This window comes from Cellulomonas hominis (assembly GCF_014201095.1).
GTDB lineage: Bacteria > Actinomycetota > Actinomycetes > Actinomycetales > Cellulomonadaceae > Cellulomonas > Cellulomonas hominis.
Genome location: NZ_JACHDN010000001.1, coordinates 1293939 through 1317590, shown reverse-complemented (window position 1 = coordinate 1317590; position 23652 = coordinate 1293939). Strand labels below are relative to the sequence as shown.

28 protein-coding genes are annotated in these 23652 nt (G+C 75.2%); 21 read left to right on the top strand and 7 right to left on the bottom strand.

Features of this window, described 5'->3' with window-relative positions:
* The first annotated feature begins 9 nt into the window (after positions 1-9).
* On the top strand, positions 10-165 hold the full coding sequence (locus tag HNR08_RS06170) for a hypothetical protein (protein ID WP_183834853.1): 156 nt from the start codon (positions 10-12) through the stop codon (positions 163-165).
* On the opposite strand, the gene HNR08_RS06165 is transcribed toward HNR08_RS06170, so the two are convergent.
* On the bottom strand, positions 153-446 hold the full coding sequence (locus HNR08_RS06165) for a hypothetical protein (RefSeq protein WP_146838478.1): 294 nt from the start codon (positions 444-446) through the stop codon (positions 153-155). The two genes, HNR08_RS06170 and HNR08_RS06165, sit on opposite strands and share 13 nt — an antisense overlap.
* Before the next feature lie 32 nt (positions 447-478).
* Between HNR08_RS06165 and HNR08_RS06160 the strand changes: the two genes are divergently transcribed.
* From HNR08_RS06160 to HNR08_RS06120, 9 genes are read left to right on the top strand one after another with little or no spacing between them, the layout of a single operon-like run.
* Complete coding sequence (locus tag HNR08_RS06160; RefSeq protein ID WP_146838476.1) at positions 479-3583, top strand: tape measure protein; 3105 nt, start codon at positions 479-481, stop codon at positions 3581-3583.
* The gene (locus HNR08_RS06155; RefSeq protein WP_146838474.1) at positions 3583-4425 is read left to right on the top strand and encodes a hypothetical protein; all 843 of its coding nucleotides are present in this window, start codon (positions 3583-3585) and stop codon (positions 4423-4425) included. Before HNR08_RS06160 ends, HNR08_RS06155 begins: the two co-directional genes overlap by 1 nt.
* Positions 4425-5633 (top strand): hypothetical protein, encoded by a 1209-nt coding sequence (locus HNR08_RS06150; protein ID WP_146838472.1) that lies wholly within the window; start codon positions 4425-4427, stop codon positions 5631-5633. The genes HNR08_RS06155 and HNR08_RS06150 overlap by 1 nt, the downstream gene beginning before the upstream one ends.
* Complete coding sequence (locus HNR08_RS06145) at positions 5626-6555, top strand: hypothetical protein (protein WP_146838470.1); 930 nt, start codon at positions 5626-5628, stop codon at positions 6553-6555. The genes HNR08_RS06150 and HNR08_RS06145 overlap by 8 nt, the downstream gene beginning before the upstream one ends.
* 19 nt (positions 6556-6574) lie before the next feature.
* Positions 6575-7165 (top strand): hypothetical protein, encoded by a 591-nt coding sequence (locus HNR08_RS06140; RefSeq protein ID WP_146838468.1) that lies wholly within the window; start codon positions 6575-6577, stop codon positions 7163-7165.
* On the top strand, positions 7165-8049 hold the full coding sequence (locus HNR08_RS06135) for a M15 family metallopeptidase (protein ID WP_146838466.1): 885 nt from the start codon (positions 7165-7167) through the stop codon (positions 8047-8049). Before HNR08_RS06140 ends, HNR08_RS06135 begins: the two co-directional genes overlap by 1 nt.
* Before the next feature lie 14 nt (positions 8050-8063).
* Positions 8064-8498, top strand: coding sequence for a hypothetical protein (locus HNR08_RS06130; protein WP_183834851.1), 435 nt, complete (start codon positions 8064-8066; stop codon positions 8496-8498).
* 5 nt (positions 8499-8503) lie between these two features.
* The gene (locus HNR08_RS06125) at positions 8504-8839 is read left to right on the top strand and encodes a hypothetical protein (RefSeq protein ID WP_146838462.1); all 336 of its coding nucleotides are present in this window, start codon (positions 8504-8506) and stop codon (positions 8837-8839) included.
* Positions 8836-9255 carry a hypothetical protein gene (locus HNR08_RS06120; RefSeq protein WP_183834849.1) on the top strand — a complete coding sequence of 140 codons (420 nt, stop codon included), beginning with the start codon at positions 8836-8838 and terminating at the stop codon, positions 9253-9255. Before HNR08_RS06125 ends, HNR08_RS06120 begins: the two co-directional genes overlap by 4 nt.
* Positions 9256-9315: 60 nt before the next feature.
* On the opposite strand, the gene HNR08_RS06115 is transcribed toward HNR08_RS06120, so the two are convergent.
* From HNR08_RS06115 to HNR08_RS06100, 3 genes are all read right to left on the bottom strand, one after another.
* Positions 9316-9819, bottom strand: a complete 504-nt coding sequence (locus tag HNR08_RS06115; RefSeq protein WP_146838460.1) for a DUF6941 family protein — start codon at positions 9817-9819, stop codon at positions 9316-9318.
* A gap of 483 nt (positions 9820-10302) precedes the next feature.
* Complete coding sequence (locus HNR08_RS06105; protein WP_276509370.1) at positions 10303-10779, bottom strand: PIN-like domain-containing protein; 477 nt, start codon at positions 10777-10779, stop codon at positions 10303-10305.
* Complete coding sequence (locus HNR08_RS06100) at positions 10694-11362, bottom strand: DUF433 domain-containing protein (RefSeq protein WP_183834845.1); 669 nt, start codon at positions 11360-11362, stop codon at positions 10694-10696. The genes HNR08_RS06105 and HNR08_RS06100 overlap by 86 nt, the downstream gene beginning before the upstream one ends.
* 148 nt (positions 11363-11510) lie before the next feature.
* Here HNR08_RS06100 and HNR08_RS22615 point away from each other — a divergent pair, with 148 nt between their 5' ends.
* Positions 11511-11705, top strand: coding sequence for an ANTAR domain-containing protein (locus tag HNR08_RS22615; protein ID WP_183834843.1), 195 nt, complete (start codon positions 11511-11513; stop codon positions 11703-11705).
* Here HNR08_RS22615 and HNR08_RS06090 read toward each other — a convergent pair.
* The gene (locus HNR08_RS06090) at positions 11702-12028 is read right to left on the bottom strand and encodes a hypothetical protein (protein ID WP_146838452.1); all 327 of its coding nucleotides are present in this window, start codon (positions 12026-12028) and stop codon (positions 11702-11704) included. The two genes, HNR08_RS22615 and HNR08_RS06090, sit on opposite strands and share 4 nt — an antisense overlap.
* A 122-nt stretch (positions 12029-12150) precedes the next feature.
* Here HNR08_RS06090 and HNR08_RS06085 point away from each other — a divergent pair, with 122 nt between their 5' ends.
* The 8 genes from HNR08_RS06085 to HNR08_RS06050 all read left to right on the top strand — a co-directional run bounded on the left by HNR08_RS06085 (position 12151) and on the right by HNR08_RS06050 (position 16387).
* Positions 12151-12540, top strand: coding sequence for a hypothetical protein (locus HNR08_RS06085; protein ID WP_146838450.1), 390 nt, complete (start codon positions 12151-12153; stop codon positions 12538-12540).
* Positions 12541-12569: 29 nt separating this feature from the next.
* Positions 12570-12857 (top strand): P-loop NTPase family protein, encoded by a 288-nt coding sequence (locus tag HNR08_RS06080; protein WP_183834841.1) that lies wholly within the window; start codon positions 12570-12572, stop codon positions 12855-12857.
* On the top strand, positions 12854-13642 hold the full coding sequence (locus HNR08_RS06075) for a hypothetical protein (RefSeq protein WP_146833704.1): 789 nt from the start codon (positions 12854-12856) through the stop codon (positions 13640-13642). Before HNR08_RS06080 ends, HNR08_RS06075 begins: the two co-directional genes overlap by 4 nt.
* The gene (locus tag HNR08_RS06070; RefSeq protein ID WP_146833707.1) at positions 13635-14177 is read left to right on the top strand and encodes a type II secretion system F family protein; all 543 of its coding nucleotides are present in this window, start codon (positions 13635-13637) and stop codon (positions 14175-14177) included. Before HNR08_RS06075 ends, HNR08_RS06070 begins: the two co-directional genes overlap by 8 nt.
* 163 nt (positions 14178-14340) lie before the next feature.
* Positions 14341-14595: a DUF4244 domain-containing protein gene (locus HNR08_RS06065; protein WP_146833710.1), complete on the top strand. Its 255-nt coding sequence runs from the start codon at positions 14341-14343 to the stop codon at positions 14593-14595.
* Positions 14596-14654: 59 nt separating this feature from the next.
* Complete coding sequence (locus tag HNR08_RS06060; protein ID WP_210737514.1) at positions 14655-14972, top strand: TadE family type IV pilus minor pilin; 318 nt, start codon at positions 14655-14657, stop codon at positions 14970-14972.
* Positions 14969-15484 carry an Rv3654c family TadE-like protein gene (locus HNR08_RS22240; protein ID WP_146833713.1) on the top strand — a complete coding sequence of 172 codons (516 nt, stop codon included), beginning with the start codon at positions 14969-14971 and terminating at the stop codon, positions 15482-15484. Before HNR08_RS06060 ends, HNR08_RS22240 begins: the two co-directional genes overlap by 4 nt.
* A gap of 69 nt (positions 15485-15553) precedes the next feature.
* A complete protein-coding gene (locus HNR08_RS06050; protein ID WP_186812752.1) occupies positions 15554-16387 on the top strand; it encodes a MerR family transcriptional regulator in 834 nt (277 codons plus the stop codon).
* A 127-nt stretch (positions 16388-16514) separates the two neighbouring features.
* On the opposite strand, the gene HNR08_RS06045 is transcribed toward HNR08_RS06050, so the two are convergent.
* Both HNR08_RS06045 and HNR08_RS22610 read right to left on the bottom strand, forming a co-directional pair.
* Positions 16515-19226: a DEAD/DEAH box helicase gene (locus HNR08_RS06045; protein ID WP_146833719.1), complete on the bottom strand. Its 2712-nt coding sequence runs from the start codon at positions 19224-19226 to the stop codon at positions 16515-16517.
* A gap of 41 nt (positions 19227-19267) precedes the next feature.
* Positions 19268-20029, bottom strand: a complete 762-nt coding sequence (locus tag HNR08_RS22610; RefSeq protein ID WP_246802924.1) for a FadR/GntR family transcriptional regulator — start codon at positions 20027-20029, stop codon at positions 19268-19270.
* Positions 20030-20284: 255 nt separating this feature from the next.
* Between HNR08_RS22610 and HNR08_RS06035 the strand changes: the two genes are divergently transcribed.
* Positions 20285-22462, top strand: coding sequence for a right-handed parallel beta-helix repeat-containing protein (locus HNR08_RS06035; RefSeq protein WP_146833722.1), 2178 nt, complete (start codon positions 20285-20287; stop codon positions 22460-22462).
* The gene (locus tag HNR08_RS06030; RefSeq protein WP_146833725.1) at positions 22459-23619 is read left to right on the top strand and encodes a mandelate racemase/muconate lactonizing enzyme family protein; all 1161 of its coding nucleotides are present in this window, start codon (positions 22459-22461) and stop codon (positions 23617-23619) included. Before HNR08_RS06035 ends, HNR08_RS06030 begins: the two co-directional genes overlap by 4 nt.
* The last annotated feature ends 33 nt before the right edge of the window (positions 23620-23652 follow it).

Here is a 23652-nt window from a genome sequence, read left to right as displayed (position 1 = left end):
GACCACTGGGTGCTCGTCGACGTCGACCTGTCCGACGCCGGCTACGACCTCCACGACCCGGGCCTGGTCCGGCCCTGGCCGTGGTGGCGCGAGCGCATCTGGGCGCTCCTCAGCGCCGACACCCGCCTCAGACGGGCGCTGAGCCCGGACCGTCAGCCGCAGTAGTCCCGGGCCTCAGCGGGGCTGCTTCCGAGCATCGACTGGGTCAGCTCGCAGACGTTCCTGTCGTGGTCCCGCTTCGCCTTGATCGCCGGGAACGCGATGAGCGCCGCGATCGCGAGCACGCCCACGACAGCCCAGAACGCGAGCCAGCGGTTGCCTCGGCGCACCTTCTCGGCCGCGCGCTCCCGCTCGGCCGCCTCGGCCAGCTCGACCTGGCGACGTAGGAGCGCGAGCTCCTCGTCCCGCCGGTCGAGGTCCGGCCCCTCGCCCCCTGTGTCGGTCATGGCGCACATCCAACCACCTGGAGGAGGCGTCCGTGGCTCTGACCGTGGGTGAGCTCGTCGCGTACATCCGGGCGGACGGCCAGCAGTTCGACCAGCAGGTCGACCAGTCGGGGCAGAAGTTCCAGGGTCTCGGCCGCCTGGTTCAGGCCGGCACGAAGGTGCTCGCGACCTCGTTCGTCGCCCTGACCACGGGCGCCGCGGCGATGGGCGCGGCGGTGTTCAAGATCGGCGCGGACTACAACCGGCTGCAGCAGTCCAGCCGTGCCGCGCTGACGACCCTGCTCGGGTCGGCCGAGGCCGCGAACGCCCAGATGGACAAGCTCGACGAGTTCGCGCGCAACAGCCCGTTCGCCAAGCAGGTGTTCATCACCGCCCAGCAGCAGCTCCTGGGCTTCGGGGTCCAGGCGGAGAAGGTGCTGCCGATCCTCGACGCCGTGCAGAACGCCGTCGCGGCGGTCGGCGGGTCGAACGAGCAGGTCTCGCAGGTCACCTACGCCCTGTCCCAGATGCAGGGGCAGGGCAAGCTCACCGGCGAGACTCTGAACCAGCTTGGCCAGTACGGCATCGACGCCGCCGGCATCTTGGGTGCCGCGCTGGGCAAGACCGGCGCGGAGATCCGCGAGCTCGCGTCCAAGCCCGGCGGCATCCCCGTCGACGAGGTGTGGGACCCGCTCGTGGCCGGCCTCATGGAGCGGTTCGGCGGTGCGACCGCGAACATCAAGCTGCAGATGGACGGCGCACTCGACCGGATCAAGGGCGCGATCCGCGACATCGGCAGCGTCATCGCCACGCCGTTCATCGACCCCAAGGGCGGCGGCCGGGCGGTCGAGTGGGCGAACAAGGTCGCCGACGCCCTGCGCGCGCTCGAGACCAAGGCGAAGCCGCTCGTCGCCCTGCTCGTCGACCGCTTCACCCCTGCGCTCGACTCCGTCACCCCGGCACTCGACAAGGTCCGCGGGCTCATCAACACCTGGGACCTGTCCAAGGTCAACGGCCAGCTCGACACCCTCACCGGCTACACCCCGCTCGTCGCGGCCGGCTCGGCGTCGCTGTACGCCTACGGCACCCAGAACATCCCGATCCTGAGCAAGCTCGGGCTCAGCATCAACCCCGTCGTCGCCGGCGTCGCTGCCCTCATCGCGACCTCACCGGAACTGCGGGCTGCCGGGGGCGCCTTCCTCGGCGCGCTGCAGCCGCTCCTCCCGATCGCTGGATCCCTCGCCAAGGCGCTCGCGGACACCGCGATGGTGGCAGGCCGCGAGCTCGCGCCGGCCGCCCGTGACCTGCTCCTGGCGGCCGCCGACCTGGCAGTGCGCGTCGGCACCGACCTGTCCCCGGCGCTGCTGGGTGTGGTTCGAGCGGGCGCCCCGGTGGCCGAGATGCTCGCCGAGGTCGTGTCGTGGATCTCCGAGATCCCGACCCCGGTGCTCGTCGCTGTGACCGCGTTCGTCGCACTGTCCCAGGTCCGCGAGCCGCTCGAGGGGGCGTTCTCCACGCTGCGCGGGGTCATCTCCGCGTTCAGCGAGAACATGGAGGCCTCCCGTGGTGTCGCGCAGGCGCTCGGGCGTGAGGTCTCTGGGGTCGGCACGCTCTCGATCGCGGCTCAGGCCGGTGTGAGCACTCTCGGAGCCGCGCTCAAGACGGCGTTTGTGTCGAACGCCGTCGGGCTCGCCATCACGGGGATCTCCGCGGCCATCAGTGTGTTCATCGGACACCAGGCTGCCGCCAGACAGCGCGTGGACGATTTCAAGAGCTCGCTCGACGAAGCGACGGGGGCGATCACCGAGAACACGCGCGCCGTCGCCTACAACGGCCTCGAGCAGAGTGGGGTGATCGAGAAGGCTCGCCAGCTGGGCGTCAGCCTCAAGGACCTCGTCGATGCTGCGATCGATCCGACGAGCGAGGGCTACCGACGCCTCGCCGAGCGCGGTCGCGAGGCGAACGCCGAGCTCAAGGCCGCCACCGACGCTCACGGAGCCAACGCGGGAGCGATCAAGCCGGTCGTCGACGCGAACGAGTCGCTGTGGGAAGTCCTCCGAGCGGTGGGAGTCCAGCAGGATCAGGTCGCTGAGTCGCAGGCCGCCTGGCGCGCGGAGCAGGACGCGGGCCTCCACGCGACTGACGACCTCGCCGGGTCGGTGGTCAACCTCAACGAGAAGCTGCAGGAGCAGATCCAGACGCAGAAGGACGCCGCCGGCGTCGCGATGTCGCTGCGTGAGGCCCAGATCGCGCAGACCGAGTCGCAGAAGGCCGCGACCGACGCCGCGGCCGCCGGCGCGCAGGTCGCCCGCGACCAGTCCGGTGCGGTCGACCTGAACGCGGAGTCGACGATCGCCGCGGACAAGGCGCTGCTCGACCTGGCCGCACGAAACGCGCAGGTCACCGAGGCGATGACGAAGCAGAACGCGACGAGCCAGGAGCTCTACGCGACGACGGTGCAGCAGCGCGACGCGTTCATCAACACGGCCACCTCGATGGGCTACACCCGCGAGGAGGCGTCGAAGCTCGCGACGCAGTACGGGCTCATCCCGCAGACCGTGACGACGAAGGTCGTCGCGGAGACCACCGAGGCGAGCGGCGCGGTCACGCGGATCGTCGAGTCGCTGAACAACATCAACGGCAAGACGTACCGGGCGGTCGTCCGGGTCGACACCCAGGGGAACACCACGGTGACGACAGGCCTCGGGAACATGATCGCCCAGGCCGACGGTGGGTTCTGGCCGGTGGGCATGCGGGTGCGCCCGATGGCCGGTGGCGGGGTGCTCAGCCGGCAGGCGCAGTTCGCTCCGGCCGGCTCGAACATCCTGTGGGCGGAGGACGAGACGGGCGGGGAGACGTACATCCCGCACGCCCTGTCGAAGCGCGCTCGCGCCACGGAGTTCCTCGACGCGACGGCCCGCGAGTTCGGGTACCGGCTCATCCCGGCGAACGTCCAGCCACGCGCGAACGGCTCGACGGCGGCACCGGTGGAGCCGGTGCCGGCCGCCGGTGGTTGGTCGCGGGCCGATCTGGACTACCTGGCCGAGCGGATCGGGCAGGAGGTCCTGGCCGGCGCCCGCGACGTGTCCGCGCTGACCCTGTCCGCTGCACGGCGCGCCGCCGAAGGCTCGCGCACGACGTCGGGGGTGGTGCGCTGATGGGCCTGTCGCTCGAGGTGCTGCCGGACACCGGGGCCCCGCAGGTCGGGATCACGGTGACGGGGCTGCCGTCGGGGTCGCCGTCGGTGGTGACGGTCGAGCGGTCGACGGACGGCGTGCGCTGGGAGGCGGTGCGCGGTGCGCTGCGAGAGCAGGTCACCGGGTCGGACTTCTTCAGGGACTTCGTCCCGCCCCTGAACGTCCCGGTGACGTACCGGCTGTCGACCTCGGCCGCCGTGACGGGTTCGACGGCCGCGACGATGACCGTTCCGTCCGACTGGGCGTGGCTGCAGGACCCGCTGAACCCGCGCGCCGCGGTCGCCGTGTCCTGGCACCACGGGGACGACGCGATCCGGCTGCTGTCGCGGACCGCAGCGACGATCGCGCGGCGGCAGCCTGCCGACGTCGTGCGGGTGCAGGGCGCGCGGCTGCCCGTGGCGTCGCTGGGGGTGCGTCAGGCCCCGTCCGGGGTGCTGCTGCACCTGCAGGCGCTCGCCGCGGCGCAGGGCGCGCTCGTGAAGTCCCTGCGCGACCTGTTCGAGACGGCGGGGACGGTCGTGGTGCGGGGGCTGCCGCCGGAGCTCCCGATCGACCCCGTCGCGCACGTCATCGCCCCGGACCTCGACGACTCCGCGGTCGTCGGCGGCGTCCTGGGCAACAACGAGTGGCGGTTCGAGGTCACCCAGGTCCGCGGACCGTCCCCGAAGATCGCCGTCCCGTGGTGGACCTACGACCAGGTGCGGGCGCTGTGGACGGCGCACACCTACGCGCAGGTCCTGGCGGCCCGGCCAGGAGACACGTACCTCGACTGGCTGCGCGACCCGACCCCGGAGGCGTCCTGATGCTGCCTGGTGGCGAGCTGCTGACCGACGAGGTGACCGGCACGACCTCCGGCGACCGCGTCGAGGTGAACATCTGGCGCGGCGGCGCGCTCGTCGCGGGCGGACTCGAGGTGTCGTCCTGGTCGCTTGACTGGGACGCCGACCGGCAGGTCCAGGGGCAGGCCACGATCGAGGTCGCGGACCCCGACGGCGAGCTCTCCCCGTGGGGCATGGGCGACCCCCTCGCCCCGGGTGGGTCCCGCGCGCAGCTGACGTGGGTGTCGGGGTCGTCCGACGTGCGGGTGCCGGTGGGCTGGTGGCGGCTGCGCCGCGCCGTGCCGGCCGAGCAGTGGCGACTGCGCTCGGTGATGGACACGACCGGGACCCGCACGGTGACCGCGGGCCGGGTGCCCGGCGGCGGGTCGGTGTCGGTGCGTGCCGACGAGCTGACGTGCATCCCGGCGAACCTCGACCGGCTGGACGCCGAGGGGCAGCCACCGGCGGGCTCGCGGTGCCTGTCCGAGGTCGCCCGGCTGCTGCGCGACATCATGCCCGTGGTCGTCTCCCCGGCCGTCGTCGACCGCGACGTGCCGTCCTCCCTGGTCTACGGCGAGGGACGGATGGACGCCGTGGAGGACCTGCTCACGCAGGTGGACGCGGTGTACCGGATGGGCGGCGACGGGTCGCTGCAGGTGCTGCCCGCGGCCCTGGGGGCGCCGGTCTGGACGATCGACGGCGGCGACGAGGGCGCGCTGATCAACGTCTCCCGGGCGCTGTCCGACGAGGGCGTGTACAACGCGGTCACCTCGACCGGGACGTCAGCCGCCGGCGAGCCTCTCGTCGGGCGGGACTGGCTGCGCGCGGGCCCGCTGAAGTGGGGCGTCACCGAGCCCTACGGCAGGGTCCCGGCGTTCCACCGGTCGATCGCGCAGACGGCGGCCGGGGTTCAGTCCGACGCGGTCGCCCGGCTGGCGTCGCTGTCCCGCTCGGGGCAGATCGACCTGCCGGTGGTGTGCCTGGCGCACCCGGGGATCCAGCTGCACGACGCGGTCACGGTCGTGCCGGCCACGATCGACGGCGACGCGCCGCTGGTGGGGCGGGTGGTGCGCAAGCGCATGGCGTCGGCCGCCGACGGGATCCCCGCCAAGAGCATGGACCTGACGGTGCGGGTCTCCGTCGAGGCGCTCGAGGTGATCGCCGCGCGGGTCGCTGGGCGACGTCGTGGCTGAGACCCCGGTGCGGGTGTCGGCGGGCACCGTCACGACCGCCGGCGGCGCCAGGGTGGTGGTGCTGGACGACGGGACCCGCCTGACACCGCTGTGGCCGGCGATGGTCGTGCTCGTCGACGGCGACCGCGTGCAGGTCGTCCTCGTCGACGGCACGGCCGTCGTCGTCGGGCCGGTCGTGCCGACCCCGCGGCCGATCTCCGGGAGCATCGCCGGGGCCGCCTCGTCCGGGCTGATCCCGGTGACCACGACGGCCGGGACCGTCCAGGCCCGCTACGCCGGGACGGCACCGGCGATAGGGACGCTCGTCGGGCTGGTCTGGCAGGGCGGCGGCGCGCCGCCGTTCCTGCTGCCCGGGACGCTCGCCCCAGTGTCCACTGACCCGCAGCCGCCGCCGGACGTCCCGGCGCCGCCGCCGTCCGGCCCGGACTCCGGGACGCTGCTGGTCACCGCCCAGGGCTCCGGGTCCTGGCGCACCGGCGGGTGGGGGTGGGCGTCCTCCACTGACGTCGTGCAGGGCGGGTCGCCCTACGTCTCCCAGGACTCCCGGGGCGGCTGGTGGTACGGCGACAAGGCCCGCGCCCTGACCGGCCGCACGATCACCGGCTGCCGGGTCCGGCTTGGGGCACGCCTGCGCATCGGCTCCTACAACGCCGCCGCGGTGGTGCACCTGTACCGGACGACGGACGGCTCCCGCCCTGGCGGCGAGCTGAACCGCGTCGCCGGCCCCTACGACGTGACCCTCGCCGCCGGTGCCGGTGCCGGGTGGACCCCGCTCCCGGCGTCCGTCGGTCAGGAGCTCGTCGACTCCGGCGGGGGCCTGGCGATCGCCGGCAGCCCCTACGTCGGGCTCGTCGGCGTGGGCGCTCCGCAGGACGGCAAGGACCCCGAGTCCGGGCAGGTCGCCCTCGACTGGACCCGCTGAGCGGGCAGGAAGGAACCCCATGGCCACCACCGCATCCGGGCTCATCGTCCCCGCGGGCTCCGACCCGTTCGACCCGCAGGGCGACATGGTCGACCTCGCGAACAGCTTCCGCTCCCGCATCCGGGTGCCCGTCGCGAACCAGACCGCGCGCGACCTGCTGCTGTCCCAGATCGACTGGTCGCCCACCGGCGGTCAGCCGCTGCGGGTGACCCGCGGTGACACCGCCGCGCACGAGCACCACGACGGCATCGACTGGCGCACCACCTGGCTGCCCGATGCCGTGGCGACGTTCACCGTGAACGGCAACTGGCTCGTCTCGGGCGTGCCCGCGATCATCCGCAAGGGCCTGACCTGGTACGCGTCCATCACGCTGACCCAGAAGAACGCCGGCGCGGTCTCGTCGGGCACGACCGAGATGGGCACGATCAGCACGGAGGCCCGGCACACGAGCGGCGGCGTCTACTACGGCGCCGCGAAGGTCGTGTTCCCGGACGGCCCGTCGCTCTCGATCTACAACCGCGCGAACGGCAAGGTCGAGATGCACATGCCCGCCTACACCGGCAGCACCAGCACCGTCTTCCTGATCGCCCTGCAGTGGCCGGCCGTCTGATGGCCACCTCGCAGAACGGCTGGCCGGTCATCACGTCCGGGTCCTCCCCGCTGCTGGTCGCGATCCCCAAGATCGTCGGCCGCGTCCGCGCCGGCGACGTCGCCACCGTGCTCGCCTACCTCGTCGCACGGTTCGACGCGGAGGTCGAGGACGTCGACGCCGGACGCGACGACTGGGGCTACGCCTTCCGCCCGATCGCCGGGCAGGCGTCCGGCTACTCGAACCACGCCTCGGGCACGGCGCTCGACCTGAACGCCACCCGCCACGTCCTCGGCCAGCGCGGGACGTTCACGCCCGCGCAGGTCGCCGCTCTGCGCCGCATCCTCGCCGACCTCGGCGGGGTCGTCCGCTGGGGCGGGGACTACACCGGACGTGCCGACGAGATGCACTTCGAGATCGTCGCCTCCGCGGCCCGGGTGGCGGCCGCCGCCGCGCGCATCCGCGGCGGCCAGCTCGTCACCAACCCCGGCCAGGGCGGCGGCCAGATCCCGAGCGCACCGAGCCTGACCGCACCCATCCCGATCGAGGAGGACGTCATGAACGCCGACCAGGAGGCCAAGCTCGACAAGGCCGCCGCCGACGCCGCGGAGGCCCGGCGCATGCTCGGCGTGCTGCTGGGCTGGCAGCCCGCCCAGGGCCCCGAGGGCGACGCCGTCGGCGACCTGCGGCTCGCCCCGCGCGAGACCCGGCGCATGCTCGGCGTGCTGCTCGGCTGGCAGCCGCCCCAGGGCCCGGAGGAGGCCGCCCTGCAGCGGCTCTACGGCGGGCAGCCGCCGACGGTCGACATCGACGAGTCGGCGCTCGCGGAGTCCATCGCCGCGGCCATCCCGGCCGACCTCGCGGGCGCCGTCGCGGACGAGCTCGCCAAGCGCCTGGCCGGCTGATGTCCGCCGCCCGCATGACACCTCGGGCGCGCGCGTACATGACGATCTGCGCGCTGCGGCACCTGCTGCTCGGCCTGATGTGCGTCGTGCGGCCTGGGGACTTCACCTCCCCGTCCTACGACGGCGTCAAGGCCGTGCTGCCGGTCCCGCCGGACGCCGCGCTGATCACCTGGGGCGTCGCGTTCGTGCTCGTCGCGCTCGTCGCGGTGCACGCCGCGGTCACCGGCAGCGAGGAGTCCGCACGGCACGCCCTGACCGGGTCTGTGGTGGTGACCGCGATGTGGGTCGGCGGGTTCGTCTGGTCCATCCTGACCGGCTCCCTGGTCGGTTGGTCCGGGGTCATCGTGTGGACGGCGCTCGCGGCCAAGGATCTGACCATGCTGCGCGACCCGCTGCGCAACCCGTTCGAGGACCTCATCCGGACGGACCCCGCCGGCACCGAGGGGTGACGCCCGTGGCACAGCAGCTCGACCCCGCGCTCGCCACTGTCCTCGTCGCCGCGATCGGTGCCCTCGGCACGTGGCTCGCGGGCCGCGCGACCCGCGCCGGCCGCGCCCGCGAGCAGAAGCTCCAGCAGGCCGCCGAGCGGCGAGCCGAGCGCGACGACCAGTTCGAGTACATGAAGGCCTCGCGCGCCGCGGCGATCGAGGACGCCGAGCGTGAGCGGGCGGCCGCCGACCGGTACCGCATCGAGCGCGACGCGTCCGACGCCCACAACGCCGTCCTCATCCAGGCGCTCATCGCCTGCGGCCAGCCCGTCCCGCCACGACCCACCGGAGGAACCCCATGAGCACGCCCCTGCCCGCTGTCCGTCCCACCGCCGGCGCCACGTCGCTCGGCGACTACGGCGCGTCCCTGCTGCGCACCGCGGTCCCGGCCGCCTGGGGCACCGTCGTGGCCGCGGTGGTCGCCTGGCTCGCCCCGCGCCTGCCCGGCGACGTCGGCGACGCCCTGACCACGCTGCTGCAGTCCGAGGTCGCGCTCGGCCTGCTCGTCACCGTCGCGATCGCCGTCTGGTACGCCCTCGCCCGCCGGCTCGAGCCGCGCCTGCCCGACTGGCTCACCCGGCTCGTGCTCGGCTCCGCCGCAGCCCCGACCTACGCGCGCGTGACCGACGACGGCGCCGCGGTGGTCACCTCGCTCGACGGCCAGGTCCACGTCGGCTACCTGCCTGCCGACGACGAGCCGCGCCACCGCGCCGAGTAGCACAGGCTCAGCTCACCACAGCGCCCCGCCCGACCTCGGCCGAGCGGGGCGCTCCCGGGCCTAGCCGAACGGCAGAACGCCCGGCAGAGCCTGGATGGCGCGGAAGTGGAGCCGGTGCATCTCGGTGCCATCGATCGAGACGACGAAAGCGAACAGCCCAGGCTTCTCGAGCGGGTACCCGTCGATGTTGAGTGCGAACGGGATCAGCTGGGCGTCCCCCGGCATGATCCCCGGCGGCCGCCCCATCTGGAACTGGGCCTCGATAGCCATGGGCGCTCCGAGCGCGTCGCCGGCGCCGGGGGCGGGTGCGCCGAGGGGAAGCTGCTGGCCGTCCTCGGCCTCGAGATGGATGGTGAGCTTGTGGTTCTGGTTCGTCGCCGAGTAAGGGACAGCGACGGAGAGAGCGATCCCGATGCGGGGGAGGTTGGCCGGGAAGGCGGGCAGATGCAGCATGTTCCAGCCGCCACCCTGGACGTACAGCTTGCCCTCGGCCGAGACGGCCGAGTCGCAGAGCCATCCGGTCACGGTGAACTCGGTGATCGCGTTGCGAGAGGTCGGTGCCACGGTAGTGCTCCTCTGGGTTCGACGAACGGGTGCGTATGACAAACCGTACTCCTCCCGGGCGCTTGTGTATACGCCTGAGCGGTAGTTGTATGACAGTCACCCGAACCGAAAGGGAACTCCTATGAACGCTGCTGCGCGAGGCGCGGTCCTGTCGCTGCGCCTCTCTGAGTCCGAACAGAAGACGCTGCGGGCCGCCGCTGACGCTCGAGGCACAAGCGTGTCCGACATGGTGCGCGCGCTGGTGGCGAAGGAACTCGCCCCCACCGCTCGCTCCGCACGTCTCGCCGTGACGGCGTCCGGACAGCCCGCGAGCTCGGCCGTCGGTCAGGGCGTCTTCTGGCAGGCGCAGCCCGTGACGGGGAGCCGTGGCACGCCTGGTGGGCTCGTCACGACCTCGTCGCTCACCTCCTAACGGGCCTCACGCCTCAGGCACGCGACCGCGCCCCCGTCCCTCCTCCGGGAGGGCGGGGGTGCTTCGTCGCGTCACGGGATGTCGTAGGTGATGGTGTCGTCTGGCCTGAGGCGCCAGAAGCACGGTCCGGGCCGGCGGGCTCTCCGGAGGATCCGAAGGAGGTGGCGGCCGAAGATCAGAGCGCGTCCGTCGCGGGTCTGCTGTGCGTTCGCGATGCAGAACACCTTCGCGCCGTGCTCCAGCAGCGCTGCACGCTCGTGCTCCACGGAGATGATCGCGGGGTTGGCCGTGAAGACGATGTACCCGTGTCGCGCGGAGTCGCGCAGCCACTCGGTGTCGGGGATGTGCTGACCGTCGTCGGGGTACACGTCCCGGAGCGTGAGTACGTTGAAGCCGAACGTTCGCAGACCGCGCGCCATCCCCGGGGACAAGCACCGGTCGAGCAGGATCGCCGGCGCGTGCTTACGTGACCGTTGCCAACCAGTCGAGGAGTTCGTTGACCTGTTCGACTTCGGCCCGGCTGAGCGCGTAGTCGATCGCGACTGCATCGATGTCTTCCCCTGCGGACAGCGCACCGGCGACGGCGAAGACCGGCACTCGGTTACGCGTGAAGCTCATCCGACCAGCGTTGTAGCGCGGGTCGATGGTGACTTCGAACGGTGTGAACTCCTCGACCCGGAAGGCCTCGACGAAGCCGTCCGGCCCGATGATCAACGGGCGCAGGTGCTGGTTCAGAACCTCGCGCCATGCACCCTGTCGGTCTCGCAGGCGCACGAGCCCCTCGTTGTCCTCGAAGAACGCGTCGGTGCCGTCGGTGAAGAGCTTCGGGGAGGCCATGGCGTACTCGTCGCCGTACTCGCGGCGGACGTACTCGGCGGCGCTCCGGGCCTGCTGCATGGACATGCCGCCCTGACGCAGCGCGTTCAGCGAGGCGGCCTCGGCGATCCCCACGAGCGGGATGGAGAAGCGCCCGTGGCTACGTGCTGTGTGCACCAGGGGCGCCCGGCCGTTCGTGGGGTGCGCCCAGGACGTAAGTCGCTCCGGCCGAACGCGCACCAGGTTCGCGACCTCGCTACGGGAGGCGATCGCTGAGGAGATCCGGGGGTCACGGTGCAGCAGCGCTGCGCTCATGGGACCCCCCTCCTTCCGCCTCGGTGACAGGTTCAGCATGACAGGTGGCCGGCTGTCGCGGGCGCAATCTGCCGCCGGTACGCAACGGCCTGTCCCACCGCACGGAGCGCGGCTACGTTGGTCTGGCCGGGACTCGGTGGTGGTGGTCGTGGACGACGGACCGATTGTGCTCCCGGACGAGCCCGCTGCGCGCCGAGATGTCGACCTCGCGGTGGGCGTGGTGATGCAGCGGCAGGGCTGCGACGCCGACACCGCGCTGAGGGTGCTCGCAACGATCACCATGTACCGCGGGCTCGCGGTTCACGAGGCGGCGCGCCTCGTGCTCGATATGGTCGCTGACTAGTTCAGTCCCGAGGTCGCCAGCACCCGGCCGTAGTACCGCGGACGCACGAGGTCGGGGCTCGCGACCCAGTCACCCTGGACCGTCAGCCCGCCTACCTCAAGGTATCGCTGCGTGACGTGCAGGACCTCCGCCTCCTCGGGCATGTGCAGGTGGTGGTGACCGAGCGGCCGGCCGGCGAGATCAGTGAGGCCGAGGGTCCAGTTCACGCGCCCGGTGTCCGTGGCTGTCCCGTCCAGGATGACCACCCGTGCCGCACCGCCGAACGGGGAGGCCGTCAGGTGGTCGAGCCTCGACACGAGCGGCCCCATGCCCCTGCAGTCCACGGCAACCCTCCGCCGCTACTCGCTTCGTATCGGCCAAGCCAAGCCCACGAAGCCTGTCACGGCAAGGGTTCGCCGGGGTGATCTCGACCCGCGGTCGCGCGACGCCTGACAGGCTGGTCCACATGGACCGCGACGACCCGCCCGCCGAGGCGTGGCTGACCGCCGACCCCGCGAGCGAGTGGTGGCCGGCGCTCCCGAGCCGTGTCAGCCCCGCGAGCGACGATGACGGGATGGACCTGCGCCAGAGAGTCCCGGGCGGCATGTCGCGCGTGCGCGCCGCCGTCCCGCTGCTGAACGCAAGGCCGGTCCCGAGCGGCGTGCACCACGACGTCGACCACCCGATCCCCGTCACCGTGACGCTGCGGTGGGAGACCGGCGACGAGCAGCTCGACACCGAGGCCGTCGAGTGGTGGGGCGCCGGCGACGCCGCCGTCGTGCGGGTCCGGATGATGGACCTGCGGGTGATGACCGGGGCCGTCTGGTTGCCGGCGGCGGACGTCCGGCGGCGGTGAAGATACCGAGGTAGAGCGCGTGCACGACCGTGCACGCCAACGCCGCGCAGGACGTCCCGGCGCGGCTCGAGGCGCTCGGGGCGCTGGCCGGCCTGTCCCGTGAGGCGCTCACGGCCCAGGCGGCCAGCGCGATCCACGCCGTCGTGCACCTGCGCCGGGAGGCCGGGCGGCGCCGGGTGTCCGAGGTCGCCGTCGTGGAGCGGTCCGTCGGCAGCGCGGGGCTCGTCGTCCGGCCTGCGCTCGCGGTCGCGTCCGACGGCCGGGTGACGGCCGGGCCCGGCTGGCCGGCGCTCGCGGCGCGAGCCGGCGCGGCGTGACCCCGGGCGACCTGCTGCTCGCGGGCGCCGTGGGCCTGGCGGCGCACCTGGCCGGCCGAGCGACCGGCCCTGCTCGTGCGCGGGTGCGGACGCGGCGCGACCGCGGCTCGCCGCCGGGCCGGGGGCGAGCGTGGGCTCGGGTCCGCCGGAGGCCGCGCAGCGACCCGACAGCCGCCCTGGCCGTCGCGGTGACGGCCGTCGCGGCCGAGCTCCGCGCGGGGCGGTCCCCGGGGGGTGCCTGGCGCGCGGCGCTCGGCGTCCCGGTCGGCGGCGACGGCGTGCCGGACGCCGACGACGTGGTCGCCGCGGTGGGCGGGCGGCCGGGTCCGGGCGGGTGGCCCGCGGCCGACGGGTTCCCCGCCGTGCGCGCCCGGCCCGCGCGTCGTCCGGCCGCCGGCGCGGCCCGGGTGGAGCGGCACGTCCTCGCCGTCCTCGCGGCGACCCGGCTGGCGACGTCGATCGGCGCGCCCCTGGGTGCCGTCCTCGAGTCGAGCGGGCGGACCCTGGCGGCCGACGCGGACGCCGAGACCGCCGTCCGCGCCGCGCTCGCCGGTCCGCAGCAGACCGTCACCCTGCTCACGTGGCTGCCCGCGGCGGGTCTCGGGATCGGCACCCTGTTCGGTGCCGACCCGCTGGGGGTGCTGCTCGGCGGCGGCCTCGGCAGCACGGCGGGGTTCGCCGGCGCCGGGCTCACGGTCGTGGGCCGGTGGTGGGTTGCCCGCATGGTGGCAGCGGCGCGTGACGCGGGTGACCGGGCCTCGGGCGGCGGCGGTCGCGGTGGCTGAGCCGCTCCTGGTCGCGCTCGTCGTCGCCGCGACCCTCCTGCTGCGCCCGCCGTCACGCCGGCCGGACCCGTGGACGCGTCGCCGCGCCGGTCCGACGCCCGCGGCCCACGCCGAACCCGACCACGTGGCGGTGGTCGACCTGCTCGCGGTCGCGGTCGAGGCCGGCGCGAGCGTGCCGCGGGCGCTCGAGGCGGTGGGCGTCGCGCTGGGCGGCCGAACCGGCGCCGACCTGGAGCGCGCGGGCGCGGCGCTCCTGCTCGGGGCGAGCTGGCCCGCGGCCTGGGTCCACGCGCCGTCGCTCGGGCGTGCGCTGGCCGGGATGGCGCCCGCCTGGGACTCCGGCACGGCCGCAGGCCCGGCGCTGCGCACGGCCGCCGCGGAGCTCCGCCGGCACCGCGACCGCGCCGCGCGCGAGGCTGCGGGTCGGCTCGGCGTGCGTCTGGTCCTGCCGCTCGGGCTGTGCTTCCTGCCCGCCTTCGTCCTCATCGGGCTGGTGCCGGTCCTGGTCTCGCTCGCGCGGTCGCTGCTCGGGTGACGGCGGAGATGCGCACGATCACGCCTCACCGAGTCCTCCACAGGGCTCGGGCACGTGCGTCGTCCCCAGCCGGCGCGGTCGCGGCGGGTCGCCACGCGGGTGTGGCGGGCACCGTCGTCGTCAGGCGCCGGCACCCGGCCGGCACGAACCCAGGAGGTCCCCGATGAGCCTGCACCGCACCCGGTCCCGGAACCCCCGCGGCGTCACCCGGACACTGCTCCGACTGCGCGACCGCGCCCTGACGGGCCTGCGCGCCCGGTCCGCCGGTGCACCGCGTGACGCCGGCATGGCGACCGCGGAGTACGCGATCGTCCTCATCGCCGCGGTCGGCTTCGCGACCCTGCTGGTGGCGATCCTCAGCAGCGGCGAGGTGCGCGAGATGCTCGTGTCGCTCGTCCGCGGCGCGCTGTCGGTGTGAGCGGTGACGTGCGCGCCGTCCGGAACCGGCCGCACCGCGCGGATCGGGACCGCGGCGCCGTGACGGCCGAGTTCGCCGTGCTCCTGCCCGTCGTCGCGCTGCTCGTCGGCGCGGTGGTCGCCCTGACCGCCAGCGCCGCGATCCAGCTGCGCTGCGCGGACGCCGCCCGGGCGGGAGCGCGCGCGGCGGCCCTCGGCGACGGCGACGCCGATGTCCTCGCGGTCGCCCGGCGGGTCGCGGGGTCCGGCGTGCAGGTCGCGGTGGGCCGGGACGACGGCTGGGTGGTCGTGACCGTCGAGTCGACCGTCGGTCCCACGCTCCCGCTGGTCGGCGGGCTGACGGTCCGGGGAACGGCGACCGGCCGGACGGAGCCGTGAGCCCGCACGCGCCGGGGTGGACCGCCCGGCGGGGCTCCGGTGCTCGGCCCGGTCGCCGGCCCGGTACCGGGCCAGGTGGGTCACGCGGAGCTCCAGCGAGCGCGTGGGCCGCTTCCGGGACCCGCCCGCCTCCCGGCGCCGGCCCCGCCGCCCCGCCCGGCCACGAGCCGGACCGCGGCTCGGGCGCCGTGCTCGTCATCGCCCTCGTCGCGGTCTCCGTCCTGCTCGCGGCCGCCCTGGGCCTGCTCGTCGCGGCCCAGGGCGCTCGCGGCCGGGCCCGGACGGCAGCGGACCTCGGCGCGCTCGCGGCATCGGAACGCCTGCTCGCCGGGGCAGGCGACGGGTGCGGCCTCGCCGGGGAGGTGGCCGCGCGGAACGGCGCGACCCTGCAGGCGTGCACGCAGCACGGCGGCGCCGTCGTGACGGTGCGGGCCGCGGTCGCCCTGCCCTGGGGGACGGCGGTGGCGGAGGCCCGGGCGGGGCCCCGCGGAGCGTCCGTGGCCTCCGGGTGACGGCCAGGGTTCCGGCCCGTGGTCCCGGGGCTGGACCCTCACACCGTGTCAGGGTGTGGGCTCATGGACATGACCCGATCCGAGGCGCGGCTCTTCACCATCGGGGAGTTCTCCCGGCTGGCGCGGATCAGCGTGCGGATGCTCCGGCACTACGACGACCGGGGCCTGCTGCCGCCGGCCTCCGTGGACGCGTCGAGCGGGTACCGCTTCTACGCCCCGGGGCAGCTGCACACCGCGGCGCGCATCTGCGCCCTGCGGGACGCAGGCTTCCCGATCGCGGAGATCGCCCGGCTCCTGCCCGTGCTCGACCGCCCCGCGGTCGTGCGGCAGGCGCTGGACGACCAGCGGGACCGGCTCCTCGCCGACGCGGAGGACGTGCGGCGGCGCATCGAGCGGGTCGACCACCTCATCACCACCCTGGAGGAGTCCGCCATGTCCATCGACGTCCGTCGCACCACCGTGCCCGCCATGACCCTCGCCGCCCTCCGCGACGTCATCCCCACCTACGCCGACGAGGGAGCGCTCTGGCAGCGCCTGCAGCCCGCCTTCGCCGCGTCAGGTGCCGTGCCCGCGCCCGGTGGTGCCGTCGGCGCAACCTTCTACGACGAGGGCTACCAGGAGCGCGACGTCGACGTGGAGATCTGGATCGAGGTCGCCGAGCCGTTCGCCGACACCGACGGCCTCCGCTGCGTCGAGGTGCCGGCGCGCGACGTCGTGGCGGCCACGTCCACCGGTCCGTACGAGCAGGTGAGCGGCGTGACCGCCGCGCTCGGTGACTGGATCGCCGAGCACGAACTGGAGATGGACGGGCCGATGTTCGACGTGTACCGCGTCGGCCCGGGCACCGAGCCCGACCCGGCCCGCTGGGTCACGGACGTCTGCCAGCCGGTCCGCTCCCGCTGACCCCACCCGAGCGGCGCCCGTCGACGGTGGTCGGCGGGCGCCGCCGCGTGACCCGGGGGACTCCCGCGACCGGGTCGGCACCTCGTGCACCCCGCCACCGGGCGATCCCCGACATCACCACCCGCCGCTACACCGAACCACCGTTCCCGCCACCGTCCGGCGCGTGCTCCAGGACGGCGTCGAGCAGCCGCACCGCCGCGGCCTTCTCGAGCGGGTTGTTGCCGTTCCCGCACTTCGGGGACTGCACGCACGCCGGGCACCCGGTGCGGCAGGGGCACGTGGCGATGGCCTCCCGGGTGGCCCGGAGCCACGTGGCCCCGAGGGCGTAGCCGCGTTCGGCGAACCCGGCGCCACCGGGGTAGGCGTCGTGCACGAACACGGTGGCCTGCTCGGTGTCGACGTGCAGGGCGGTGGAGACGCCGCCGAGGTCCCAGCGGTCGCAGGTGGCCAGCAGCGGCAGCAGCCCGATGGAGGCGTGCTCCGCCGCGTGCAGCGCCCCGGGCGCGGTCTCGACGGTGACGCCGGCGCGTTCGAGCACCTCGGCGGGCGCGGTCCACCAGACGGCCGTCGTGGGCAGGGTGCGGGCGGGCAGGTCGAGCAGCTCCGAGCCGAGGACCTCCATGTCGGGGATGCGCTTGCGCTGGAAGCTCAGCACCTGAGTGGTGACGTCGACGGCGCCGAACCCCCACGTCACGGGGCCCCAGCGGCGCTCGGAGGTGGTGGACCGGATCTCGGTGGACGTGACCCAGCGGGCCCAGGTGCCGTAGTCGACGTCGCGGCGGTCCACGAGGGCGACACCGTCGTCGAGGTGCAGCGCGTCGACGACGTAGGTCGCGCCCTGGTGCACGTACACGGCCCCGGCGTGCACGGTGGAGTCGGCGGCGGCGGAGTCGACGGTGCCGAGCAGGCGGCCGGTCGCCGACTCGACGACGCGGACCGGGTCGCCTCCGGTGCCCCGCAGGTCGGTCAGGCGGGCGGCCTGCTCGGCGTGCGTCCAGTACCAGCCGGACGGCCGTCGGCGCAGGGCCCCGCGGCCGACGAGGACGTCGAGCAGCTCGCGGGTGCCGGGGCCGAACAGGTCGAGCTCCTCGGCGCGGATCGGGGTCTCCGCGGCGGCGGCGCACAGGTGCGGCGCGAGCACGTAGGGGTTGCCCGGGTCGAACACCGTGGCCTCGACGGGCGCGTCGAGCGCGGCCTCGGGGTGGTGCACGAGGAACGTGTCGAGCGGGTCCTCGCGGGCGACCAGGACGACGAGCCCGTCGGCTCCCGCGCGGCCCGCGCGACCGGCCTGCTGCCACAGGGACACGCGGGTGCCGGGCCAGCCGGCGATGACGACGGCGTCGAGGCCGGAGATGTCGACGCCGAGCTCGAGGGCGTTCGTCGTCGCCAGGGCGCGCAGCCGGCCCGTGCGGATGGCGTCCTCGAGGGCGCGACGCTCCTCGGGCAGGTACCCGCCGCGGTAGGCGGCGACGGCGGCGGCGAGCCCGGGGTCGACCTCGCGCAGGTGCTCGCGGGTGACGGTCGCGACCGACTCGGCGGCGCGGCGGGACCGGGTGAACGCGAGGGTCCGGGCGCCGGCGGCGGTGAGGTCCGCGAGCAGGTCGGCGACCTCGGCGGTGGCGGACCGGCGCGGGCGGTCGGGGTCGTCGGCGACGAGGTCCTCGCCGGTGCCGAGCGGGCCGGAGCCCTCGCGCGCGGGGCCGATCGTGCCGGCGTCCGGGCCGGGTGCCGGCGCGGCGGTGCGCGCGGTGGGGTCGTCCGCGGGGCGGTCGGCCGACCGCGCGTCCGTCCGCCCGTCCACCTCGGCGCCCGGCGCGCTCCCGGCCCCGCCGCCCGGCGCAATCCCCGCCCCGTCGCCCGGCGCGTCCCCCGCTCTGGCGCCCGCCCCGCCCCCGCCCCGGTCCACGTCCACCGGCGGCTCGTCCAGCGGCAGCGCCCAGGGGTCCTCCTCGGGCAGCAGCCCGCTCCACGGGCCCTCCGCGGCGGGCACCTCGGGCGGCTGCCACAGGGCGACGGTCTTGCGTCCGGCGGGGGAGGCGTCGTCGGCGACGGACACGACGTCCTCGGGCCGGACGCCGATGAGGCGCGCGGCGCTGACGGCGGGCTCGGCGGTGGTGGCCGACGCGAGCAGGAACACGGGGTCGGCGCCGTAGGTCCCGGCGAGCCGCCGCAGCCGCCGCAGGACGGCGGCGACGTGCGCGCCGAACACGCCCCGGAACGCGTGGCACTCGTCGAGCACGACGTACCGCAGGGAGCCGAGCAGCCGGGCCCAGCGCCGGTGCTGCGGGAGCAGCGCGAAGTGCAGGAAGTCGGGGTTGGTGAGCACGACGTCGGCGTGCTCCTGCACCCACCGCCGCTCCTCCTGGGCGGTGTCGCCGTCGCAGGTGGCGACGCGCAGGTCCCGCAGGCCGGCCGAGCCGATCAGCCGGTCCAGGGCGTGCCGCTGGTCGGCGGCCAGGGCCTTGGTGGGGCACAGGTAGAGCACGGAGCCGCGGCGGGTCACGGACTCGATGCGCCCGGGGTCGAGGGTGCGGGCGGCGGCCTGCGCGCGGACGGCGGACAGCGACGGCAGCCAGAACGCGAGCGACTTGCCCGACCCGGTGGACGTGGACAGGACGGTGTGCCGGCCGGACCAGGCGGCGTCGGCGGCGTCGGCCTGGTGCCGCCACGGGCGCTCGACGCCGAGGGCGCGGTACCCGGCGACGAGGTCGGGTTCGGCCCAGGCGGGCCAGTCGGCGGGGGTCCCGGGGCGCGCGGGCAGGTGCCGCACGTGGGTCAGCCGGTCGGCGCGCCGCCCGGAGGCGAGCAGCACGTCCAGCAGCTCACCGGTCCCCACCACGGCACCATCCTCGCCCCTGCGCGGGGGGCGTGCGTGCGGGGTCAGCCGGCGTCCGGGTCGCGCGGGCGCCGGCGGGCCCAGGACCCGAGGATGTGCGCGCGCATCGCGCGGGCGGCGGCGTCCCCGTCGTGCTCGCGGAGGGCCGCGAGGATCGCGAGGTGGTCGGCGTGGGTGGCCTCGGTGTGCGCGCGGTCGGGGCGGCCCTGGTACTGCGCGACGTCGAGCGCCTTGCCCTGGATGCCGTTGACGACGGCCCGGCCGAGGCGGTTGCCGGAGGCCCGCATGATCCGGTCGTGGAAGACGACGTCCTGCCGGGCGTACTCCTCGGGGTCGTCGATCAGCGCGCCCATGGCGTCGAGCACGGCGGCGAGGTCGTCGGCGTCCTGCTCCGACAGCGTCCCGGCGGCGGCGGACGCCATCTCGCACTCGAGCGCGGTCCGGGTGGCGATGAGGCTGTCCAGGAACTCGAGGCGGTCGTCCCGCAGGTAGAGCGCGGCCAGCACCATCGGGTCGAGCAGGTTCCAGCGGTCCTCGTCGAGCACGATCGTGCCGCGGCCCTGCTGGCTGGAGACGAGGCCCTTCTCGGCGAGCGCGGTGGTGGACTCGCGGACGACGGTGCGGCTCACGCCGTACAGCTCGCCGAGGGCGCCCTCGGGCGGGAGCGCGGTGCCGGCGGGGTAGGTGCCGGTGACGATCGCGGTGGTCATCGACTCCGCGACGGAGGTGACGAGCCGGGGGCGGACCCGCGGGGCGGGGGCTCCCGGTCGCGGGGGTGCGCCCGGGGGCGCCGCGTCGGTCGGCACCGGCCGATCGTAACGGGGCGGAGCGGCCGCCACGGCCGGTCGGCGGGCCGGTCCGCGGACAGGTCAGCGAGCCACCCGCGGCCTCCTGGGCCCTTCGACCCACGCCGCACGGCACCGACCCGGAGCTGTGATCCAGATCACTCATAAGACGTATGATGAATCCTTGACCGGCCCGCCGCCGCCGCGCCAGAGTGGCGACCACGACGCCCCGACCGGGGCTGCGCACGGACCGCGAGGGAGCGAGGTGACGACGGCGTGACCACCCTGACCCGGATCGAGCTGCACGCGAGCCCGGCGGGCTCCCCGTACGGCGACGGCTCGGCCGGCTACCCGGTGCGCACGCTCGACGGCGCCCTCCGGATCGCCCGCGAGCGCCGAGCCGCCGAGCCCGGGACGCCCGTCGTCGTCTGGCTGCACCGGGGCGACTTCGTCCTGACCGCGACGCTGGAGCTCGGGCCCGGGGACGACGGCACGACGTTCGCCGCCTGGCCCGAGGACGAGGGGGCGGTCACGGTCTCCGGCGGCGCGACCGTCACCGGCTGGACGCCCGACGTGTTCCGCGGCCGCCCGGTGTGGACGGCGCCCGCCCCCGCGACCGGCGGCCGGTCGCTGTACGTGGCCGGCGAGCGCCGCGAGCGCCCCCGGTTCCCCGCCGCCGGCGAGCTCCGGGTCGCCGGCCAGGACGGGCTCGACCTCGACGCCGACCTGGTCGCGACGCTGTTCGACGGCGCCGACACGTTCACCTACGCCGAGGGCGACCTCCCGGAGCTGCTGGACCCCGAGGGCGTCGAGGTCGTCGTCCCGCACTACTGGATCCAGGAGCGGCTGCCCGTCGCCGAGGTCGACGCCGACCGCCGGCGCATCCGGTCGCCGTACCGGAGCATCCTCGCCCTGCGGGACGGCGACGCCCCGCGGTTCGCCCGGTACTGGCTGGACGGGGTCGTCGACGACCTGGGCCTGGTGCCCGGCCAGTGGTACCTCGACCGGCGCGGGGTCGTCCCGACGGACGCGCACCCCGACGGGGCCGGCGAGCCCGTGCTGCTGTACGCGCCGCGCGCCGGCGAGGACCCCGCGACGCTGACCGCCGTCGTCCCCGGCACCGGCGTGCTCGTCGCGGTGCGCGGCGACGAGCACGCGGGCCGGCCGGTGCGCGGCGTGCGGTTCGAGGGCGTGGCGTTCCGGTACGCGGACTGGCCGCAGGCGCCGAGCGCCAGGCCGCCGTTCCAGATGCGCGAGGACCCGGTGCTCCCGGACGTCGCCTACGCGAGCGACCCGCAGGCCGCGGCCACCGTCCCGGGGGCGGTCGAGCTGACCTTCGCGCGGGACTGCGCGCTGGTGGACTGCACGGTCGAGCACGTCGGCGGCTACGGCGTCCGGCTGGGCCCGGGCTGCCGCGGCGTGCTGGTGTCCGGCTGCACGCTGCGCGACCTCGGCGCGGGCGGCGTGTCCTGCGGGGGCGACGCCGACCCGGCGGCTCCGGGCGCCAACCGGTGCAACGAGATCTCCGACAACGAGATCGCGTCCGGCGGCCGGGTGTACCCGCACGCCGTGGCGGTGCTGCTGCGGCACGGCGCGTCGTCGGTCGTGGCGCACAACCACGTGCACGACTTCTTCTCCACCGCGATCGCCGTGGGCTGGCGCTGGGACTACGGGCCGAGCGCGTCCGCGGACAACCTCGTCGTCGGCAACCACCTGCACGACCTCGGCCAGGGCCGGCTCGACTGGTTCGGCGCGATCTACACGCTCGGCGTCTCGCCCGGCACGGTGCTGCGGGGGAACCTCGTGCACGACGTGCGCGCGGCGTCGTTCGGCGGCTGGGGTCTGCTCATCGACCCGGCGACGTCGCACGTGGTCGTCGAGGACAACGTCGTGCACTCGGTGTCGTCGGAGTGCCTGCACGTGAAGTCCGGGCGGGAGAACCTGGTCCGGCACAACGTCTTCGCCCTCGGGGGCACCGGCCTGGTCTCGCTGGCCGTGCCGGAGGAGCACGTCGCCGCGACCCTCGCGCACAACGTGCTGGTCGCCGACGGCGTGCCCGCGTTCGCGGGGGCGCCCGGGTCGGCGTCGGTCCGCGACCTGGCCGCCCGCCGCGGCGGGCTGCGCAGCGAGCTCAACCTCGTCTGGGACGTGCGCGGCGACGCCGTGCTCGCCGCCGACGGCGAGGTCGGGCCCGACGGCGCGTGGGTCACGACCGACCGCGCCGACGACGCCTGGCGCGCGAGCGGGCGGGACGCGCACAGCGTCGTCTCCGACCCCGGCCTCGTCGTCGGACCGGGCGGCGCGCTCCGCCTGACCGACGGCGCCGCCGCCGCTGCCGCCGTCGGCTTCGACCCGGCCCCCGCGCCCGCGCCGGGCCCCCGGCCCGCCGCCGACCGTCCGCACCCGGGCCGCGCCCGGGCCACCGTCTACCGTCCGACAGAGGTGCACGCATGAGGATCACGGGCTACCGCAGCCTGACGACCGTCCACGACTGGGGCCACCCGGTCGGGGACGCGAACGGGGTGATCGCGGACGGCCTGACCGAGGTGCCCGTGCTCCTGGTCGAGACCGACGCGGGCGTCACCGGCGTGGGCCTCGGCCCGCACCCGGGCGTCGAGCGGGTGTTCCCCGCAGTCGAGGGCGAGGACCCGCGCGCGGTGACCGCCCTGTACGACCGGATGCTCGCGCACGTCTTCAAGACCGGGCACACCGGGTCGGTGTTCGGCGCGGTCGGCGTGCTCGACATGGCGCTGTGGGACCTCAAGGCCAAGGCCGCGGGCGAGCCGCTGTGGCGGACCCTCGGCGCCCGGGACCGGTTCGTGCCCGGGTACGCGTCCTGCCTCGAGATCGCCGTCCCCGACGAGGACCTGCCCGCGCTGTGGGCGCCCTGGGTCGAGCGCGGGTTCACGGCCGTCAAGGTGAAGGGCGGCACGGACCTCGACCGGGACGTCGCCCGCCTGCGGCTGGCCCGCGAGGTGTTCGGCGGGGCCGTCATGCTCGACGTCAACGAGTCCTGGACCCGCAAGCAGGCCGTGCGGCACGTCGCCCGGATCGAGGAGGAGCTCGACCTCACGTGGGTCGAGGAGCCCGTGCGCCGCTGGGACGCCGAGGGCCACGCCGCCGTCGGCCGCGGGGTGCGCGCGTCCGTCGCCACGGGGGAGAACCTCACCGGGCTGGAGCAGTTCCGCCCGCTGCTGGCCGCCGGCGCGGTCGACGTCGTGCAGACCGGGTCCTGCTGGGGGCTCACGCACTTCCTGCGGGTCGCGACCCTGGCGCACGCCCACGACCTGCCGGTCAGCCCGGTGGGGTACAACGCCGAGCCCGTGGCCGCGGCGGCCGCCGCCGTGCCGAACCACCTGGTGACCGAGGTCCAGGACCTCGTGCCGCCGCTCGGCGTCGGCGTGGACCACCTCATCGCCGACGGCGGTGTCGTCCTCGGGGACGCGCCGGGCAACGGCCTGACCGTCGACGAGGACCTGATCCGCCGCACCCGCGACTCCGGGCGGTGGGCGGCCCCGGCCGGCCCGCACGTCCGGCCCGCCGACGCCGGGCTCCGCCTGACCGCCGCCCCCCGATCCGTCCCCCGACCCGCCCCGCTGCTCGCGCTCTGAGCGCCGCCCCGGGCACCCACCCCCCACGACAGC